The sequence below is a fragment of the Rhodococcus sp. H36-A4 genome, from assembly GCF_027158005.1.
In the GTDB taxonomy this organism is placed as follows: Bacteria; Actinomycetota; Actinomycetes; order Mycobacteriales; family Mycobacteriaceae; genus Rhodococcoides.
Genome location: NZ_JAPVLQ010000014.1, coordinates 18,885 through 35,978 on the forward strand (window position 1 = coordinate 18,885; position 17,094 = coordinate 35,978).

At 61.0% G+C, this 17,094-nt stretch carries 19 protein-coding genes and 1 pseudogene; 14 read left to right on the plus strand and 6 right to left on the minus strand.

Annotated features, from left to right (window positions below; translation table 11 throughout):
• Positions 1-283 precede the first annotated feature (283 nt).
• Positions 284-1,027, minus strand: a complete 744-nt coding sequence (locus tag O1W68_RS21235) for a site-2 protease family protein (protein ID WP_269306948.1) — start codon at positions 1,025-1,027, stop codon at positions 284-286.
• On the minus strand, positions 1,024-1,698 hold the full coding sequence (locus O1W68_RS21240) for a hypothetical protein (RefSeq protein ID WP_269306950.1): 675 nt from the start codon (positions 1,696-1,698) through the stop codon (positions 1,024-1,026). The genes O1W68_RS21235 and O1W68_RS21240 overlap by 4 nt, the downstream gene beginning before the upstream one ends.
• Positions 1,699-1,909: 211 nt before the next feature.
• Between O1W68_RS21240 and O1W68_RS21245 the strand changes: the two genes are divergently transcribed.
• From O1W68_RS21245 to O1W68_RS21290, 10 genes are all read left to right on the plus strand, one after another.
• Entirely contained in the window at positions 1,910-3,199 is a 1,290-nt protein-coding gene (locus tag O1W68_RS21245; RefSeq protein ID WP_269306951.1) for an adenylosuccinate synthase, read from the plus strand.
• 408 nt (positions 3,200-3,607) lie between these two features.
• Complete coding sequence (locus O1W68_RS21250; protein ID WP_269306953.1) at positions 3,608-4,174, plus strand: alternate-type signal peptide domain-containing protein; 567 nt, start codon at positions 3,608-3,610, stop codon at positions 4,172-4,174.
• 12 nt (positions 4,175-4,186) lie between these two features.
• Positions 4,187-4,750: a hypothetical protein gene (locus O1W68_RS21255; RefSeq protein WP_269306954.1), complete on the plus strand. Its 564-nt coding sequence runs from the start codon at positions 4,187-4,189 to the stop codon at positions 4,748-4,750.
• Complete coding sequence (locus tag O1W68_RS21260) at positions 4,747-5,346, plus strand: signal peptidase I (protein ID WP_269306955.1); 600 nt, start codon at positions 4,747-4,749, stop codon at positions 5,344-5,346. The genes O1W68_RS21255 and O1W68_RS21260 overlap by 4 nt, the downstream gene beginning before the upstream one ends.
• Positions 5,346-5,864, plus strand: a complete 519-nt coding sequence (locus O1W68_RS21265) for a hypothetical protein (protein WP_269306956.1) — start codon at positions 5,346-5,348, stop codon at positions 5,862-5,864. The genes O1W68_RS21260 and O1W68_RS21265 overlap by 1 nt, the downstream gene beginning before the upstream one ends.
• Positions 5,864-6,487: a TasA family protein gene (locus O1W68_RS21270; RefSeq protein ID WP_269306957.1), complete on the plus strand. Its 624-nt coding sequence runs from the start codon at positions 5,864-5,866 to the stop codon at positions 6,485-6,487. The genes O1W68_RS21265 and O1W68_RS21270 overlap by 1 nt, the downstream gene beginning before the upstream one ends.
• Positions 6,484-7,113, plus strand: a complete 630-nt coding sequence (locus tag O1W68_RS21275) for a signal peptidase I (protein WP_269306958.1) — start codon at positions 6,484-6,486, stop codon at positions 7,111-7,113. The genes O1W68_RS21270 and O1W68_RS21275 overlap by 4 nt, the downstream gene beginning before the upstream one ends.
• Positions 7,097-7,726 (plus strand): SipW-dependent-type signal peptide-containing protein, encoded by a 630-nt coding sequence (locus tag O1W68_RS21280; RefSeq protein ID WP_269306959.1) that lies wholly within the window; start codon positions 7,097-7,099, stop codon positions 7,724-7,726. Before O1W68_RS21275 ends, O1W68_RS21280 begins: the two co-directional genes overlap by 17 nt.
• A gap of 13 nt (positions 7,727-7,739) precedes the next feature.
• Positions 7,740-9,410, plus strand: a complete 1,671-nt coding sequence (locus O1W68_RS21285) for a signal peptidase I (protein WP_269306960.1) — start codon at positions 7,740-7,742, stop codon at positions 9,408-9,410.
• A 140-nt stretch (positions 9,411-9,550) separates the two neighbouring features.
• Positions 9,551-9,991, plus strand: coding sequence for an LGFP repeat-containing protein (locus O1W68_RS21290; RefSeq protein ID WP_269306961.1), 441 nt, complete (start codon positions 9,551-9,553; stop codon positions 9,989-9,991).
• A gap of 143 nt (positions 9,992-10,134) precedes the next feature.
• Here O1W68_RS21290 and O1W68_RS21295 read toward each other — a convergent pair whose 3' ends face one another.
• Positions 10,135-10,653 carry a methylated-DNA--[protein]-cysteine S-methyltransferase gene (locus tag O1W68_RS21295; protein ID WP_269306962.1) on the minus strand — a complete coding sequence of 173 codons (519 nt, stop codon included), beginning with the start codon at positions 10,651-10,653 and terminating at the stop codon, positions 10,135-10,137.
• 75 nt (positions 10,654-10,728) lie between these two features.
• Between O1W68_RS21295 and yczR the strand changes: the two genes are divergently transcribed.
• Positions 10,729-12,207, plus strand: coding sequence for a MocR-like transcription factor YczR (gene yczR, locus O1W68_RS21300; RefSeq protein ID WP_269306964.1), 1,479 nt, complete (start codon positions 10,729-10,731; stop codon positions 12,205-12,207).
• Positions 12,208-12,218: 11 nt separating this feature from the next.
• On the opposite strand, the gene O1W68_RS21305 is transcribed toward yczR, so the two are convergent.
• Positions 12,219-13,295, minus strand: a complete 1,077-nt coding sequence (locus O1W68_RS21305) for a CaiB/BaiF CoA transferase family protein (RefSeq protein WP_269306965.1) — start codon at positions 13,293-13,295, stop codon at positions 12,219-12,221.
• Between the two features lie 90 nt (positions 13,296-13,385).
• Here O1W68_RS21305 and purT point away from each other — a divergent pair, with 90 nt between their 5' ends.
• On the plus strand, positions 13,386-14,600 hold the full coding sequence (gene purT, locus O1W68_RS21310) for a formate-dependent phosphoribosylglycinamide formyltransferase (protein ID WP_442972430.1): 1,215 nt from the start codon (positions 13,386-13,388) through the stop codon (positions 14,598-14,600).
• Positions 14,597-15,079, plus strand: coding sequence for a DUF456 domain-containing protein (locus tag O1W68_RS21315; protein WP_269306966.1), 483 nt, complete (start codon positions 14,597-14,599; stop codon positions 15,077-15,079). The genes purT and O1W68_RS21315 overlap by 4 nt, the downstream gene beginning before the upstream one ends.
• An 8-nt stretch (positions 15,080-15,087) precedes the next feature.
• Here O1W68_RS21315 and O1W68_RS21320 read toward each other — a convergent pair whose 3' ends face one another.
• Positions 15,088-15,822 (minus strand): amidohydrolase family protein, encoded by a 735-nt coding sequence (locus O1W68_RS21320; RefSeq protein WP_269306968.1) that lies wholly within the window; start codon positions 15,820-15,822, stop codon positions 15,088-15,090.
• A gap of 38 nt (positions 15,823-15,860) precedes the next feature.
• Here O1W68_RS21320 and O1W68_RS21325 point away from each other — a divergent pair, with 38 nt between their 5' ends.
• On the plus strand, positions 15,861-16,730 hold the full coding sequence (locus tag O1W68_RS21325; RefSeq protein WP_269306971.1) for an SMP-30/gluconolactonase/LRE family protein: 870 nt from the start codon (positions 15,861-15,863) through the stop codon (positions 16,728-16,730).
• A gap of 75 nt (positions 16,731-16,805) precedes the next feature.
• On the opposite strand, the pseudogene O1W68_RS21330 reads toward O1W68_RS21325, so the two are convergent.
• Positions 16,806-17,094 (minus strand): annotated as a pseudogene (locus O1W68_RS21330) (pyridine nucleotide-disulfide oxidoreductase); the annotation flags it as partial.

Consider the following 17,094-nt stretch of genomic DNA (forward strand, 5'->3'; position numbering starts at 1 on the left):
CGAAAGATCGAGGCTAAGCGCCGCACTTTTGTTCATCAAGAGTGGATAGCTATATTCTGGGTTCGATACTGATGCCACGCCCAAAGGCGCGACCGGAAAGATCCTCGAGCGGAGGATCGACACCGCAACTCTATTCGAAGCGGGCATCCATTCCTGATCGACTCATCGACAGGAACACTGTGCTGCGCCTCTGGATGCCGGACCCACCGTGTGGAGTAACGACCATTGCTGGCATGGGCAGACGATATCGTGAAGGATTCACGACTGTCCCGTAAGTTTGCGTTCAAGTCCAGAATCGCATGAGGTAATTACCGTACTGCGCGTAGACCTCTGGAATTCCAGACAGACCGAATATCCAATATATCGCGCCGAAAAATGCCGAATTGATAGCCGGGACGAACAAGAATGCGACGAGAACAAGAATTCCGTAGCCCTTGAAATTCGCGAGCGCACGGCGGGTGTCGTACGACAGATATGGCTCGAGTGCGGCGTAGCCGTCGAGACCCGGAACCGGGAGCAGATTGAGAATTGTGGCCATAACTTGAAGAAATGCCAGAAAACTGAGGCCCCACCAGAAGACGAGGTGGTCGCCGTTCATCCCCCAGATGCGGATCACCGCCAGAAGCAGTATGGCAATCAGTGCATTTGAGGTTGGGCCGGCAAGCGCGATTCGACGCTGAACGTGGGGCGCAAACATGCCCGAACGCACATAGACGGCACCGCCGGGCAATCCGATTCCGCCGATGGCAATGAAGATGATCGGGAGCACGACCGACAAGAGCGGGTGCGAATATTTCAGTGGGTTGAGCGTCAGATACCCACGCAGTTCCACCTCGTGGTCACCGGCACGGAACGCGGTGATTGCATGTCCGAACTCGTGCAGGCAGACCGAGACGATCCATCCGGCCAGAACCAGTACGAAAACACCTGCGCGTGCCCACGTCGAGGTCGCCTCGGCCGTCCATGCCAGCGCGCCACCGGCGGCTGCGACGGCGAGAACCCCGAGGAATATCGGACTCGGCTTCACCGCACCAGCAACCACTCCTGGTCGTGGCGGTAGAACGTCGAGCGCTTCACCTCACGATCACCCGGAACGCCGTCGCGCGTCAGTTGCGCAGCGTTTGCCCCGAGCTGCATCGCGCGGCCGACAGTCCACCGTCGTTCGAACAAGCAACGACGGCCGATGACACGGGCCTTCAAACCGGGCATCTCGGACGTCGGCATCACTTCTACACCGGAGACAGTTCCCGAGAAGAGCTTGGTGTCGTCCACATACGCCTCGCCCTCCAGATCGCCGGCGTTTCCTTCGACCAACGCTTTTCCTACTATTGCCTTGCCCGCATCGTCACGAATGAGTGGCGTCGGGGTGGCAGTGCCGGTCATCGCCACCTTCGCGGCGCGTGAACCACTTCCGAGCCGGTAGTTGCTGCCCGCTGCGGTTGTCGTTTCGGGGACGAATGCAAGCTCGATGTGCAGGCGTTCGGTCCGCATGAGTCTGGTCAGTACAGCTGCCAACGATGCGTCGTCACCGAGGACGATCACTCGCGGATCCAGCGCTGCACCCACCGCCGAAAACAATATGTCGCATTCGTCGTTCGTGGGGATCTTCGAAGCCGACGTCAACGGAACGTCGGTCAGTGTGATCGGCAGAAGCGGAGTTCCGCATTGCAAGACGAACGGTGTCACAGTGCTCCCCATGCGGGCCGGTTGACGGCCCGAGCCTTGTCTCGAGTTTTTCGCATACTGTCTGAAGTCTTCCGCATACTTTCGCCAACCACCGTAGCGCCACAACGGGCGAGCCGTTGCCTCGGCTAGACTGACGCCCCGGCACTGCCGTGAGCTTGGCAGCACGCTGCAACGGCCACCACTGCACAAGAAGTCACTGCACCAAAAACCACCAGGAGAGCACATGCCGGCGATAGTCCTGATCGGCGCCCAATGGGGCGACGAGGGCAAAGGCAAAGCGACCGATTTGTTCGGCGAGCGACTTCAGTGGGTCGTTCGCTACCAAGGCGGCAACAACGCGGGCCACACGGTGGTACTCCCCAGCGGCGACAAGTTCGCTCTGCACCTGATTCCGTCGGGCATCTTGACGCCGGGCGTGAAGAACGTGATCGGCAACGGCGTCGTAGTCGACCCCGGTGTGCTGCTGTCCGAACTGGCAGGCCTGGAAGAGCGCAACGTCGACACCTCTGGCCTGCTGCTCAGTGCCGATGCGCACCTGATCATGCCGTACCACGTTGCCATCGACAAGGTAACCGAACGCTTTCTCGGTGCCAAGAAGATCGGCACGACGGGGCGCGGCATCGGGCCTTGCTATCAGGACAAGTTCGCTCGAGTCGGCGTCCGCGCGGCCGACGTGCTCGACGAGAAGATACTCACGCAGAAGGTCGAGGCTGCACTCGAGTTCAAGAATCAGGTGCTGTCGAAAATCTACAACCGGCGCGCACTCGACCCACAACAGGTGGTCGAGGAGGTTCTCGAGCAGGCAGAGGGCTTCAAGCACCGAATCTCCGATACACGGCTCGAATTGAACCTTGCCCTCGAACGCGGTGAGACGATCCTGCTCGAAGGCTCGCAGGGGACGCTGCTCGACGTCGACCATGGCACCTACCCGTACGTGACGTCGTCGAATCCGACGGCAGGCGGCGCAGCGGTCGGGTCCGGCATCGGCCCCAACAAGATCACCACGGTGCTCGGCATCTTGAAGGCGTACACGACACGTGTCGGATCGGGCCCCTTCCCGACCGAGCTGTTCGACAACTTCGGTGAGTACCTCGCAAAGCAGGGCGGCGAGGTCGGTGTCACGACCGGGCGTGCGCGTCGTACCGGATGGTTCGACGCGGTCATCGCCCGCTACGCCACCCGCGTGAACGGCATTACCGACTACTTCTTGACCAAACTGGATGTGCTCTCGAGTCTGGATACCATCCCGATTTGTGTTGCCTACGACGTCGACGGTGTACGTCACGACGAAATGCCGATGACACAGACCGATTTCCACCACGCCAAGCCGATCTACGAAGAGATGCCCGGATGGTGGGAAGACATCTCCGGTGCGCGGACGTTCGAGGAGCTGCCGATCAACGCGCAGAACTACGTGCTCCGCCTCGAAGAACTGTCGAAGGCGTACATCTCCTGCATCGGTGTCGGTCCCGGTCGGGATGAAACAATCGTGCGTCGGGATATTCTCGGCTGAATTCTGCAGTATCCATATATCGGCCCTGAGAACTCGAGTTCTCAGGGCCGATATTTTTATTTCTGGACGTCGTCGAAGTAACAAAACTGTTTACCCACTTTTCGGGCATTTTTAATAAAAGATACTTTTATCTGCTGAACGACTTGCTGACTTTCTAAATGAATAAATGCGCTTTTACGTACATATTTTCGTCGTCTTGTGTCAACCAGGGAACTCGGCCATTTTCTGGTAAAGGGTAGGTAAATAATCTTTTGGACTTTTAAGTTTGCCTAGGTAACAAACCGGCTAGTCTTGACGACACAATGGAAACCGCACCCAGTTGCGTGGGCCAACCGAGGCCAACTGGACCCAATCGGGTCGACCCCATTCGGCCTACTCACTGGGTCACACCAGAGAAAGCAGAACGATATGAAAAAAGCAACCAAAGGCGCAGTAGCCGCAGGCGCGGCAGCTGTACTGCTGCTCGGTGGTTTGGGATCCTTCGCTCTGTGGAGTGACAGCGAAGAGATCGACGGTGGAACCATCGAGTCGGGCGAGTTGTCGCTGACCGAAGCGACGGCACCAGTGTGGCGTCAGACGACAACTGATGTGAACGCAGCGAGCGTCATCCCCGTCATTGCGGATTACAGGATCGTTCCGGGTGACGTCATCACCTACTCGGCTACCTACAACATCTTGGCCGAGGGCAATAATCTGCTGGCCGATTTGTCGGTCGACATCGATGACATAGCGCCGGGCCTGGGCAACGAACAGCTGGATGAGGCTGTCGATGTCACTATCGCTGCGACATCAGGTGGTACGACGCTACCGACCGACGGCAACGCTGTTCGAATCACGTCTACCAACCAAACGGTAGACCTCACAATCACATTCGCATTCGATGAGGGCACCGAAAACCAGGACGCGCAGAATCAGCAACTCAACCTCGAGGCCTTCACTCTTGTGCTCCAGCAGTCTCGGACACCGGCTCCGTAAACGAGTCTCGGGTTGAAGCACAGTCGGTACTGGGCGCTCGCAGCTGCGTCCGTCGTCGTGGTGGTCTTCGGATCAGCACAGACGACGGGCGCGTTGTGGCGCGATCAGGATGCGATTGCCGGTGGAACCATTACTTCGGGCACTTTGGACATCAAGGTGGGTCCATCGGGTACCGAGGTGAACAACTACACCCTTGCGGCGTTGGGGTCGAAGAATTTGGGACCCAACGGGTTCTCGCAGGCACCGCTATCGATTCGCAATGCGGGCAATCAGCCGTTCAACTATCGGCTGCAAGGTACATCCGTCAGCGGGGCGACCCCCATCCCGTTCAACTTGACGATCACCAAAGTTGCTGCAGCAGCCAACTGCGTAGTGAACGGCGGTGCGCCGACCGGTAGCACGACAGTTCTGTTCAACGGACCAGCATCGAGCGCGCAAGTTCCAGTTGCTCCCGCCGCCAGATTGCTGGCACCGACAGCGAACGAGGTGTGGTGCTTTCGATTGGCCACGGTTGCCGAACCACCTCAGAGCGCGACTTCGCAGGTCGCCTTTTCGTTCAGGGCGGATCAGACATGAGTTCCGATGGCGACACCGAAATCATCCCGACTGTTTCGACAGAGAAGGCCGACGAGCATACCGGGGTCCGGTGGTGGTTCAGCCGGATCGTTTCTTACACATTGCTCGCGGTGATGCTCGTGATTTTGGCTGTGACAGTGGTAATTCCGCGAGTCACAGGGTCGACCCCGTACACGATTCTCACCTCGTCGATGCGGCCTACTTATCCGCCGGGAACTCTCGTGGTCGTGAAACCGGTCGATCCTCTCGAGCTCGGAGTCGGTACCCCCATTACCTACCAATTTGCCTCGGGATTGCCGGAATTGGTGACGCACCGGATAGTGGCGACCAGACAGAGCGGTGCGGGTGAACTTACCTTCATCACCCGAGGAGACAACAATGGGTCCGACGACGAAAACCCAGTGCAGGTCGGCCAGATTCGCGGAAAAGTGTGGTACGCGATTCCATATATGGGCTACGCCAACAATTGGCTCAACGGTGAGCAGCGCAAGATCACGGTGACTGTCATCGTCATCGGCTTGGCCGGCTACGCGTTGTTCATGTTCGCCGGGGCAGGGGTGGATCATCACAAGAAGCGGAAGGAGCTGCAATCGTAATGAACCACAGTGCGACCGTTGGCTCCGTAGCAGCTTGCGCAGCTGTGGCGGTTCTGGTCCTCATCGGTGCAGGTCCGGCACGACCCCAGCATACGGTCCTTTACAGCAATGATGGTGTGACATGGGCGTCGACGTTGTCGACACCCATGTTCGACCGAGAGATTCGTTGGGTACCCGGTGATGCTCGCACCTCGCAGTTCCACATTTACAACGACACCGAAAATGATGGTCGAGTGCAGTTGATGGTCGAGAGTGACAATTCGTCTTTCGCGCGGTCGTTGAGTGTGTCGATCGATGGTGACGAAACTGGTTCGGCATGTGCTTCGTCGAAGGTCGCAGCCGGTGCACAGCATCGAATCGATACTCAGCTCAGCATGGCGGACGATACCGAGAACCACACCCAGAAGTCCACGACCGGAATTGATCTCGTGGTGCGATGGGACAATGAAGACGACTTGCCGTGCTCCGTTTCGGAAGGTCGAGGGATGGGCGAGGAACAGGAAGGGGCGCAGCGCTGATGGCGCGTCGGAGCGACGGGTTCAAGCCGTCGAATGCACTGCGGCGGATCGGCCGAGCGCTCATCGGTGCTCGAGGTCGCGCCATCATGTCGATCGGGATTGTCCTCGGTCTCGGTGCGGTCGGAACCCTGGCTGCTTGGTCGGACACGTCAGTGGCGACTTCAGGAGAATTCAAGACAGGCAAGATCGACATCATGCTGGACGGCGTGGACAACAATCCGACATCGATCTCGACGGGTTTGACGAAGGCTGCAATGGTGCCCGGTGACACCGTCTCCGCGTCGTTCGTCGTTCAGAACCAGGGGTCGGTGGTGTTCACCTACACAATTGGGGCCTCTATGACGGACGCGCCCTTCGGGCAGTTGTTGAAACTCGAGGCATACGCCGGTGCATCGTGCTCAGGGACAGCGCTCGGAACCCGAGCGGGTCTCACTACGTCTGCACAGCCGTTCATCGTCAGCGGTACGACCCCTTTGACGCGGCCCAACGTTGCTGCGAAAGTGGGAGCAACACCAGGGGCTGACCCACTGTGCATTTCGGTCACCATGCCATCGAATGCGACACTCCCAGGCACAGCAAGGACCGGAACGATCTCGCTCACCTTCACTGCGACTTCGACATGACAGGGCCCGCTGTGGCGCGCGGGATCGGTGGGCGTTCCTCGAACCTCACGCCCGCCCCCAAAAATGTCCTGCGCGAAGTATTGCTTACCGTCGGTGCTGTATGCGGCTTGTTGTGTATTGGTAGTGCCCTCGCTGCGGCGATTTTCGGTATCACCCCTCTCGTGTTTCGATCAGGATCGATGTCGCCGGAGATCGACACCGGCGCACTGGCTTTTGCGAAAAGCACCCCGGCTACGGAACTCGAAGTTGCTGATGTCGTCTCGGTTACGAATGCAAGCGGAGAACGGGTGACTCACCGTATCGAAACCATCGAAGTCGTGACGGGTAACAGCGCTACCCTCGTACTCAGGGGCGACGCCAATGCAGACGTCGATTCCGAGCCCTACGTCGTCAGCGAAGCAGATCGAATTCTGTTCAGTGTGAACAGGCTTGGATACGTCGTCACCTGGCTGTCCGGGCCGGTTGCGGTATTCGGGGGAGGTGTTCTCGTTGGTGTATTGCTCATGGTTGCATGGCGACCTGGCGGAGCGCAGGCGAAGTCAAGAGTGGAACTAGGTGAAGCTCCACACGGACGGCATGCCACGCGTCCGGGGCTCGAAGAGGTAAACGATGAACCGGCACAGTAGATTACGTTGGAGCCACGCCGCAGGCCGTGTACGGGCAACGATCACGAGCGCCCATGCCCGAGCTTTCCTCACTCTCGGCGTCGTCCTCGGGCTCGGCGCCGTCGGCACGATGGCTGCTTGGACGGACAATGCGCAAGCAACCTCCGGCACCTTCACCACTGGAACGGTGAGTTTGCTGATCAACAACGCCAATCCGTACAGCTTCACTGGCTTGACCCTGGCGAACATGCTGCCTGGCGAGAGCAGAGCGGCGACGCTGCAAGTTCAGAACAAGGGCACGGTTCCTTTGAAATACACTATGGCTGCGACGACACCAGCTGGAAGCCCCGCACTCACCGGATACCTGCAGGTCACTATCTTCCCCGGGGCCGCGCCCACCAATACCACCACTAACGGCATGCGAACCGGGGGTTGTGCGGGGACACAGGTAGGTCAGGCCACCCTGACAGCCGGCGGTTCGGTCGATGTGATTACCGCACTACGCGATCTCGCGGCGACCAGCGGTGCGGACGATCTCTGCGTGATCACGAAACTTTCCGCTACGGCACCGACCACTGTGCAGAACCAAACGCTGAGCGCAGTCACCTTCAACTTCTCCGCAACGACGGTGTGAAGTGGAGAAGAGCATGAAACAGAATCGAACGAATCAGTCGGGGATGCGGTTCGTCCGCGAGATGGCCCTTACCGTCGGCGCTGTCTCCGGTGCCGTTTTTGTCATCGCGGCCCTGTCTGCTCTGATCTTCGGGATCAAGCCGCTCGTCTTTCAATCCGGCTCCATGTCGCCGAGCATCGATACCGGGGCATTGGCCTTTGCCCGCACCGTGCCCGCGTCTGATATCCACGTCGGCGATGTGATCAGCGTCAACGACGCGCAAGGCAACAGGATCACTCACCGAGTGGTCGGCGTCGACACCGTTTCCGGAGACATTGCGGAAGTTCGGCTTCAGGGCGATGCCAACGAGCAGGCGGATATCGAACCGTATGCCATCACCGCCGCAGAGCGGGTTTTCTTTCATGCCAACGGTTTCGGCTATGTCGCATCGTGGTTGACGAGCCCCGTTGCCAAAACGGTCGGCTTGCTGAGTGTGGGTTTGATGCTCACGACCGTAATTTGGTCGAACGGGAGACGCCGCGACGACAACCCGATACAGGCTATGTCTCGGATTCGTCCGCGTAAGCCTCTGATTCTTGCTGTGGTTCTCTTGACGACCATCGGTACGATCGACATATCCGGCACCAGCGCCGCGCTCACTGTTTCTGCTTCAGCCAAGAGCGGTGCTTTCGGCACCAAAGCGGCCTTCGTACCGAGGATCAATACCCCTCTCAGCGGCGGCAGGCTTGTTGACTGCGAGGAACCAGGCTTCTACGACATCCGTGTGAGTTGGAAACACATCGGTGCGCCGTACACGTACAAGATAGCGCTGAGAACGATGAACAACCAGATCTACACGACGTTCAACGTGACTCCACCAGCAGGGGCTGCCGCAGGGGCCACAGTCACTGCCGGCTACGGGCCGTTTCCCAATACAAATGGACTTGCTTTCGACTTCAACCTCGAAGTACATACTGCGCTCCCCTCCTCCGGTGCGGTGTCATCCGCATGGGCGGGAACGGTGATCCATCGTCCGGCATCAGGCACACGGGCCCGGTGCGGCAGAGCGAGCAGCACCGGAGTTGTGAGGGATGCATCCGGAGATGATCCAGTTCCGGCGAACAGCCCAGCAATGGCCGGGGCACAGCGTCGGTCTCTCGATCCCGAGTCGACCAGCGAGGTCGCACCGACGACTCCGCCCGATGCAGCGTCGACGACTGCTCAACCGACAACTGCTCAGCCGACAACTGTTCAGTCCACAACGACCGCGCCGTCCGCGACGGCCGCACCCGGCGAGACGAGCACTACCTCGCCGGACCCGACAGCACCGACCGTCCCACCGGTAGCGCCTGCGCCGACGGACAAGCCGCTCACCTCGCCCGTCGGATCGTCGTCCGGCAAATACACGGCACAGGTCGTCCAATCGGAGACCGGACCCAGCGCCGTGATCAGGAACGGGGAAAACGAGGTATATCGCACCGCTGTCTCGGTTGAGGACGTAGTGGGATGGGTGCCGGGCACCGACGTGCTGCAGATCGTGACGGAGAGCGGCGCGTGGACGGTCTCCAACTCCTCCGGCACATGGGTGAAGGCCACAGTCGTGCCACCCCCGGCAGCGCCGCCTGTGCCGGCGCCGGGGCAGACACCGACGGTGGAACAAGTGCCGGAAGAGCCGACGCCATCCACCGACTCTGGGCCGGCGTAGAAATCAACCTCATGGCCGAGGGTCTGTGTATGTAGCAGTGAGTGACTCGCTCGATAGAAAAACGAATATCTTCGATTCGACTTCCTGGACGTTGAATAGGGGGACAATAATGGGCAAGTAATGCGACGGAAGGTCGGCCGATGCTCACTACATACTGCGGTCTCGAAGTTTTCGGCTTTCAATTCGATCGCTTTGCCTACGAGCATCCCTGGATCGGCGAGCAGGTAGGCGATTTTATGCTCGGTCCCGGTGGCGGAGGGATGCTGGAATACCGAAATGCGACGGTGTTCGCACTCCCCGAGGGCGGCGCCCACGAAGTACATGGCGAGATACTTGCCTACTATCTGAAGCACAGTGGCCCTTACGGCTCACTGGGTTACCCGATCAGCAACGAAAAGCCCACGCCCACCGGCTACGGGCGCTACAACTTGTTCGAGCGTGGATCGATCGGTTGGCTGCCCGAGACGGGTGCCTTCATCATCGGTGGCCGAAGCGAGGACGACGCGACGCAAGCTGGTGCCGAGGCAGAAGATGCGTCTTCCGCTGACTTACCCGCCGATTCGATCTCCATTCCGGCCTGAAAGATACTGCTGGATTCTTTCTACTCGAAATTCGAGATCGGCGGATTGATTGATCGAATTCGAATGAATAATGAACTTGCGAAATCAATTGCCTGATCATTTTTGAATCTGCACTCGTGCGCAACTTTTCTTGTACAACGCGGTCAGAAGAGTGTGGGCTCCCCGAATCCGGCGATACCCTCGATCGACAGAATCTTCTCCTTGGTGCTCGCCCCGCCCGGCGCAGAGAATCCGCCGACCTCGCGCCCAGCGCCGAGGACGCGGTGGCACGGAATGATGATCGGCACCGGGTTACGGCCCAACGCTCCGCCCACCGCCTGGGCGGCACCGGGTTGCCCGAGCCGAGCAGCAAGCGCTCCGTACGTCATCGTCGAATGATGCGGTATGGCCCGCGTGACGCCGTAGACCGCACTGTCGAAGTCCGAGACGTCGAGCACTACTGGAATCGCAGAAAGATCGACCTGCTTGCCGTCGAGGAGTGCGGTGATCAGCTCGACGGCCTCTCGGGTCACACCCTGCGGAACATCCGGTTCGCCGCCGAAGCCGTGCAGGTATGCAGCGAGTGCGTCATCGGGTTCCGGCAATCCGACGGCGGTGATGCCGGTGTCGGACCAGGCCAGGCCACACCTCCCGAGGGCGGTATCGAAGAGTACGTAGGGCACCCCTCCAGTATGAACCAGTCCACTGGATGCGTCATTGGATTTGATTCCGAATGCCAGTGGGCGAATACTCGAGCGATGGCTACGAGGGTTCTCCATGCGACGTCTCTGGCGCGTGATCTAGGACGCTGGCGCACCGATGCCGACGACGGGTCGAGTAGGCGTCGGACGTCCCGGCCGACGTACCGGGCGCTCGCCGACGGCGTCCGACTCCTCATTCATGACGGCCGGATCCCGCTGGGGGTGGGTCTGCCGAGCGAGAGGGACCTCTCCGCTGCGCTCGAGCTGAGCCGCACCACGATCACTTCTTCGTATGCAGTCCTTCGCGAGGAGGGTTATCTCATCAGCAAGCAGGGCGCGCGCAGCACGGTAGCCCTTCCCGACGCGGCGCGCCCCAACGGCATCCTCCTCCAGACGAAGTCGTCGAGCGGGCCTGTGGTGGACATGAGTCATGCTGCGATGGCGGCCCCGACCGAGGCGATGCTGGCGGCATACAGCTCGGCGCTGCAAGCACTTCCGGCGTACTTGCCCACGCACGGCATGGAGCCGATCGGCCTCGGAGTACTGCGCGAGGCAATTGCACGACGGTTCACCGAGCGGGGCCTCGCGACCACCCCCGACCAGATCATGGTCACCTCTGGAGCGCAACAGGCCCTGGGGTTGTTGTTGGGCACGTTGACCTCGCCAGGAGATCGCGTGCTGATCGATCATCCGACGTACCCCAATGCACTCGAGGCGATCCGGCGTATCGGTGCGCGCCCGGTCCCGGTGCCGATACGCCCTGACGACGACGCGTGGGATCTGGAAGGTGTCCGCAGTGCGGCCAGACAGACCGCGGCGAAAGTCGCGTACATGATCCTGGACTTCCACAATCCGACGGGAAGGTGCTTGGACGCCGATGGCCGTACCGAACTCGCGCGGATCGCCCGCGACACATCGATGACACTGATCGTCGACGAGACGATGGTGGACCTGTGGCTCGACAGCCCACCGCCACCACCGGTCGCGTCGTTCGGTCGGGTGTCCGGGACCGATATCGTCACCATCGGTTCGGCGTCGAAGTCTTACTGGGGTGGTCTGCGCATCGGATGGATTCGAGCACATCCGTCGTTGATCAGTCAGCTTGCGGGCTCACGGGCCGCGCATGATCTGGGTACCTCGATCATGGATCAGCTGGCCGCAGGTTTTCTACTCGAGGATGCGGATGCGATTCTCGAGACCAGAAGGACGCAACTGCGTGAGCGTCGTCGGGTCTTGGAAGATGCTATCGCCGAACATCTTCCGGGCTGGCGTTACCGGCGTTCTACGGGTGGGATGTCGCTGTGGTTGCAGATTCCCGCGCCCGTATCGAGTGCATTGGCCGCGACTGCGCCTGCGTTCGGGGCGGTACTGGCAGCAGGCCCGCGATTCGGCGTCGAGGGTGCGTTCGAGCGCTTCCTTCGAATGCCGTACACCCGCGAACCCGCCGAGCTCGCCGCAGCGGTCACAGCCACTGCGGCGGCGTACCGGGCGTTGGCCCCCACTGTCGGGGGTCAACAACCGGCGCTCGTCTTCTGAACGAAAAAGGCTCAGCGCCAGAGTGTCTCGACGTCTGCTGCAGTCGACGGGGGAGCGGTCGGGGTGCCGTTCGGGGTACGTGAGAAACGCGGTGCCGGGCGGTGCTGAGTAACGCCGTCTACCTCGATGAGCGTGCCGCGATCTTTCAGATGCCGCTGCTCGGGCGCTTCGGCGAACGTCAGGACCGGCGACACGCATGCGTCGGTGCCGTCGAAAATTGCAGCCCACTCGTCGCGGGTCTTGGATTTGAAGGTGGCAGTGAACAGTTCGACCATCTCGGGCCAGCGGTCACGCTCACCTTGGCCTGGAGTTGTCGCCGGATCCAGCTGCAGCAGTGTGAGCATCTCGGCGAAGAACTGGGGTTCCAGCGCGCCGACGGCCATGTACTTTCCGTCGGAAGTCTCGTAGGTGTCGTAGAAGGGAAATCCGGTGTCGAGCATGTTGACTCCGCGCTCATCCGACCAGGCGCCGATGCCGCGTAGGCCCCAGATCATGTGTGAGAGTGCGGCAGTGCCGTCGACCATCGCCGCGTCGACGACCTGGCCCTTGCCCGAAGTCTGGCGTTCGAACAGTGCAGCCAGAATGCCGAAGATCAGGAACATCGATCCGCCGCCGAAATCACCGACCATGTTCAGCGGTGGCACCGGGCGCTCGCCCTTGCGCCCGATTGCATTCAGGACACCGGTGACGGAGATGTAGTTGATGTCGTGGCCGGCGGCCGCGGACCATGGACCTTCCTGTCCCCACCCGGTCATTCGGCCGTACACGACGCGTGGGTTGCGGGCGAGGACATCCTCCGGGCCCAGGCCGAGTCGCTCGGTGACGCCAGGACGGAAGCCTTCGATCAGGACGTCGGCACGCTCGAGCAGGCCGAGGACTTTCTCGATGTCGGCCGGGTCCTTGAGGTTTGCTTCGACGATAGTTCGGCTGCGGAGTTGCTGATCGTGTTCGCCGATCTGCCCGGCGCGTTGCACTCGGACGACGTCGGCACCGAGATCTGCCAGCAGCAGCGCCGCGTGCGGCCCCGGTCCGATTCCAGCAAGTTCTACGACGCGAAGCCCCGTGAGTGGTCCACCGCTACTCGACACATTTCCTCGTTCCGATCAGGTCGGCTCGTTCGGCAGGCCGACTGGGTGTCTGGAGGTTAACTTGTGCTTGGACGTCAAAGTAGCCGGGGTATGGATAATGGGCAGGTGAGCGCGGCAATGGAATATGGACGGATCGGCACACCTCTAACCTCGGGTGCGACGCGAGTGATGCTGCTCGGCGCAGGTGAGCTGGGTAAAGAAGTCATCATCGCGTTCCAGCGCCTCGGCGTCGAGGTGATTGCAGTCGATCGTTACGACAACGCCCCCGGCCACCAGGTCGCCCACCACAGTTTCACCATCGACATGAGCGACCCTGAAGAGTTGCTGGCTCTGATCGACGCCCAGCAACCGGACTTCGTGGTCCCCGAGATCGAAGCCATCGCCACCGACGCCCTCGCCGAGGTGGAGCAGCGTGGCCGCACGGTCGTCATCCCGACAGCTCGCGCAACACAGCTGACGATGAACCGTGAAGGTATCCGTCGGCTCGCGGCCGAAGAGTTGGAACTCCCCACCTCACCTTTCGCTTTCGCGGATTCACTCGACGAGGTTCGTAAGGCATTGTCCACCATCGGTTTTCCTTCGGTGATCAAGCCGGTGATGTCGTCTTCGGGTAAGGGCCAGTCGGTAGTGCACGGCCCCGAGGACGTCGAACAGGCTTGGAAGTACGCGCTGAAGGGCTCTCGTGTCGACCTCGGTCGCGTCATCGTGGAAGGGTTCGTCGATTTCGACTACGAGATAACACTTTTGACGATCCGTTCGGTGGCCGGAACAGATTTCTGCGAGCCGATCGGTCACCTGCAGGAATCGGGGGACTATGTCGAATCCTGGCAACCCCAGCCGATGTCCGACGCTGCCCTGGCACGTGCGAAAGACGTCGCCGACCGAATCACCACTGCACTCGGTGGGCGCGGAGTCTTCGGTGTCGAGCTGTTCGTCAAGGGGGACGACGTCTACTTCTCCGAGGTCAGTCCTCGCCCACACGACACCGGCCTGGTCACCCTGCGCACCCAACGCTTCTCGGAATTCGAACTGCACGCCCGTGCAATCCTCGGACTGCCCGTGGATACGACGCTCCTTTCACCCGGTGCGTCGGCGGTCATCTACGGCGGTGTCGACGCGAGCGGAATCAGCTTCGAAGGCGTCGCGGATGCGCTGGCCGTGCCGGAAACCGATCTTCGCCTGTTCGGCAAGCCGGAAAGCTTCGTCCGCAGGCGGATGGGCGTTGCGGTGTCGACTGCTGCGGACATAGCCACCGCCCGGTCCAGGGCCGTCGAAGCCGCAGGAAAGGTTCACCCGGTCACGTGAGCGGCTACGCGGAAGTACTCGTGGGTCTGGTCATTGCAGTGGGCTTGATCGGAGTCGTCGTTCCGATCCTGCCCGGAACGATCCTGATCTTCGCCGCGATCGGGGTATGGGCGTTGCTGACCGGCGGTAGCGCAGCGTGGACGGCCTTCGGTATCGCGACGGTATTGCTCGTGGTCAGCGGTGTCGTCAAGTACACCTGGCCAGGAAGGCGCATGCGCGATGCCGGTGTTCCCACGCGATCGTTGGTCCTCGGTGGATTGCTCGGCATCGTCGGCTTCTTCGTCATCCCGGTGGTCGGGCTGTTCGTCGGATTCGTGCTCGGTGTCTATGTCGCCGAACTTCCTCGGCATCGAAGTCATTCCGCGGCATGGCAATCCACGGTCCATGCCACCAAGGCCGCGGGGTTGTCGATACTGGTGGAGCTGCTGGGAGCTCTGTTGGCAAGCGCGGTCTGGCTTTCCGTCGTCCTCGCCTTCTGAAGAATCGGTCAGGTGACGCGATACCACGCGCGCGCGTTGCCGTCGAGAACCGCGGGTAGGTCGCCACCGACCGCCTCGGCGATCAGGTTCAGATCGGATTCGAGGAATCGACGCGGGGCACGCGTGCCGGGCAGGTCCGTTCCGAACATCAGCGCCGACGGATCGACCGCGTGAATTTGGCGCATGGTCTCCACGATGTCGAGATCCACTCTGCCGAAGCCTGTTGCTTTGACTCGTGCTCCGCGATCCACCAGGTTGAGCAGGTACGACAGTCCTTTCGACGACATGCCGAGGTGGTCGATACTGACAGCGGGGAGCTTCGCCAGAATCGGTTCGAGCGAGAGAAGCATGGACGCATCGACATACAGTTCGGCGGGCCACCCGACGAGGTCGAATGCGCGCCGCGCCTGCGTGGTCAGGGTTTCGATATCGGTGGCGCCGCGTCGGAGATTCAAGCGCAGGGCTCGTACACCTGCGTCGTCGAGCGCGAGGATGTCCTCGTCGGTGGCGTCGGGCGCGAGTTGAATAACCCCCACCCATCCTCGGCCCAACGCCGCCAGCGCGGCAACCAGGAAGCTCTGATCGCTGCCTTGAAACGACGCGCTGACCACGGCACCACCGGTGATGCCGAGGCCGTCGATTCGGGCCGAATAGTCGACGATGGTGAACGGCTCCGGGACGAATCCGTTGTTTTCGACAAGAGGGTAGGCGGGATCGATGATGTGAAAGTGAGCGTCGAACACGCCTCACAGCATGACAGGTGTGTGTTTCGATGGCGTTCATGAAACCTGAAGTCACAGTTGTCCTCGAGAACTACACGTACTTGGAATGTCCGCGCTGGCACTCCGGCCGCATCTGGGTATCGGACTTCTACAGCCAGCAGGTGATCTCTGCCGAGGCGGATGGCTCCGATGTCCGCGTCGAGGCAGAGGTCCCGCAGCAGCCGTCCGGGCTGGGGTGGCTTCCCGACGGCAGGTTGCTGGTGGTGTCGATGCGAGATCAGAAGATTCTGCGGCGTGAGGACGACGGAAGCCTCGTCGTCCATGCCGATCTGTCTTCGTACGTCGGCGCCAACGTCAACGACATGCTGGTCGACGCCCGCGGCCGTGCGTATGTCGGTAACTTCGGCTTCGATTTGATGAACCTCGCGACGCCCGCGACGGCGGATCTACTGCGGGTCGATCCCGACGGATCCGTCCACGTCGCAGCGAGAGATCTGTACTTTCCCAACGGGATGGCCATGACCGAAGACGGGGAACTGCTCGTCGACGAGACCATAGGCAACCGCGTGAGTGTGTTCGCGGTTCATCCCGATGGATCGCTCGGGGAGCGGCGTGACTGGGTCAAGTTCGCCGAACTCCCGGACATGGGCGATGTGACTGCCGCACTCGGACAGCTGATCGTGGCCGCCGACGGGTGCTGTATCGACACCGACGGGACGCTGTGGGTAGCCGACGCGCTCGGTCAGCGTGTGGTTCACCTCGCGCACGGCAAAGGCATCATCGATCAGCTCGACTTCGATACCGGCGTCTTCGCATGCGGACTCGGTGGGGAGGACGGCCGCACCCTGTTCGTCTGCGCCGCACCCGACTTCAACGAGCATCAGCGCAAGGTGGAGACGGCAGGAAAACTGCTGGCAGTGCGGGTGTAGAGGCTGCGGCGGATATCCAGGCAGACCCAGGTGAGTGGAAATACGCCGGTGGAGGCGTATTCCACTCACCTGCCGCTAGGCCTTGTCCGGTTCGGACGCCTTCAACATGTCCTCACGTTCGACGACCTTGACGCGTTCGCGGCCTTCGGTTTCGCCGAGGCTGCGTTCGTGGGCGTCGAGGCGGTACCAGCCGTCCCAGGTGGTGAAGGGGACTTTCTTGCTCTCGAGGAAGTCGACGACGGCCTGTTCGGTGGGTTCTGGTGCGGCGGTGAAGTTCGGTGCGTCTTCGAGGAGGTTGGCGACGGTTTCGTTGGCGTCGCCTTTGGTGTGGCCGATGAGGCCGACGGGTCCGCGTTTGATCCAG

Excerpts from the sequence above, each read along its gene's own strand:
- O1W68_RS21240 (WP_269306950.1), bottom strand. The coding sequence starts at position 1,698 with ATGGGGAGCACTGTGACACCGTTCGTCTTGCAATGCGGAACTCCGCTT.
- O1W68_RS21245 (WP_269306951.1), top strand. The coding sequence starts at position 1,910 with ATGCCGGCGATAGTCCTGATCGGCGCCCAATGGGGCGACGAGGGCAAA.
- O1W68_RS21250 (WP_269306953.1), top strand. The coding sequence starts at position 3,608 with ATGAAAAAAGCAACCAAAGGCGCAGTAGCCGCAGGCGCGGCAGCTGTA.
- O1W68_RS21260 (WP_269306955.1), top strand. The coding sequence starts at position 4,747 with ATGAGTTCCGATGGCGACACCGAAATCATCCCGACTGTTTCGACAGAG.
- O1W68_RS21265 (WP_269306956.1), top strand. The coding sequence starts at position 5,346 with ATGAACCACAGTGCGACCGTTGGCTCCGTAGCAGCTTGCGCAGCTGTG.
- O1W68_RS21270 (WP_269306957.1), top strand. The coding sequence starts at position 5,864 with ATGGCGCGTCGGAGCGACGGGTTCAAGCCGTCGAATGCACTGCGGCGG.
- O1W68_RS21275 (WP_269306958.1), top strand. The coding sequence starts at position 6,484 with ATGACAGGGCCCGCTGTGGCGCGCGGGATCGGTGGGCGTTCCTCGAAC.
- O1W68_RS21280 (WP_269306959.1), top strand. The coding sequence starts at position 7,097 with ATGAACCGGCACAGTAGATTACGTTGGAGCCACGCCGCAGGCCGTGTA.
- O1W68_RS21285 (WP_269306960.1), top strand. The coding sequence starts at position 7,740 with ATGAAACAGAATCGAACGAATCAGTCGGGGATGCGGTTCGTCCGCGAG.
- O1W68_RS21290 (WP_269306961.1), top strand. The coding sequence starts at position 9,551 with ATGCTCACTACATACTGCGGTCTCGAAGTTTTCGGCTTTCAATTCGAT.
- yczR (WP_269306964.1), top strand. The coding sequence starts at position 10,729 with ATGGCTACGAGGGTTCTCCATGCGACGTCTCTGGCGCGTGATCTAGGA.
- purT (WP_442972430.1), top strand. The coding sequence starts at position 13,386 with ATGGATAATGGGCAGGTGAGCGCGGCAATGGAATATGGACGGATCGGC.
- O1W68_RS21325 (WP_269306971.1), top strand. The coding sequence starts at position 15,861 with ATGAAACCTGAAGTCACAGTTGTCCTCGAGAACTACACGTACTTGGAA.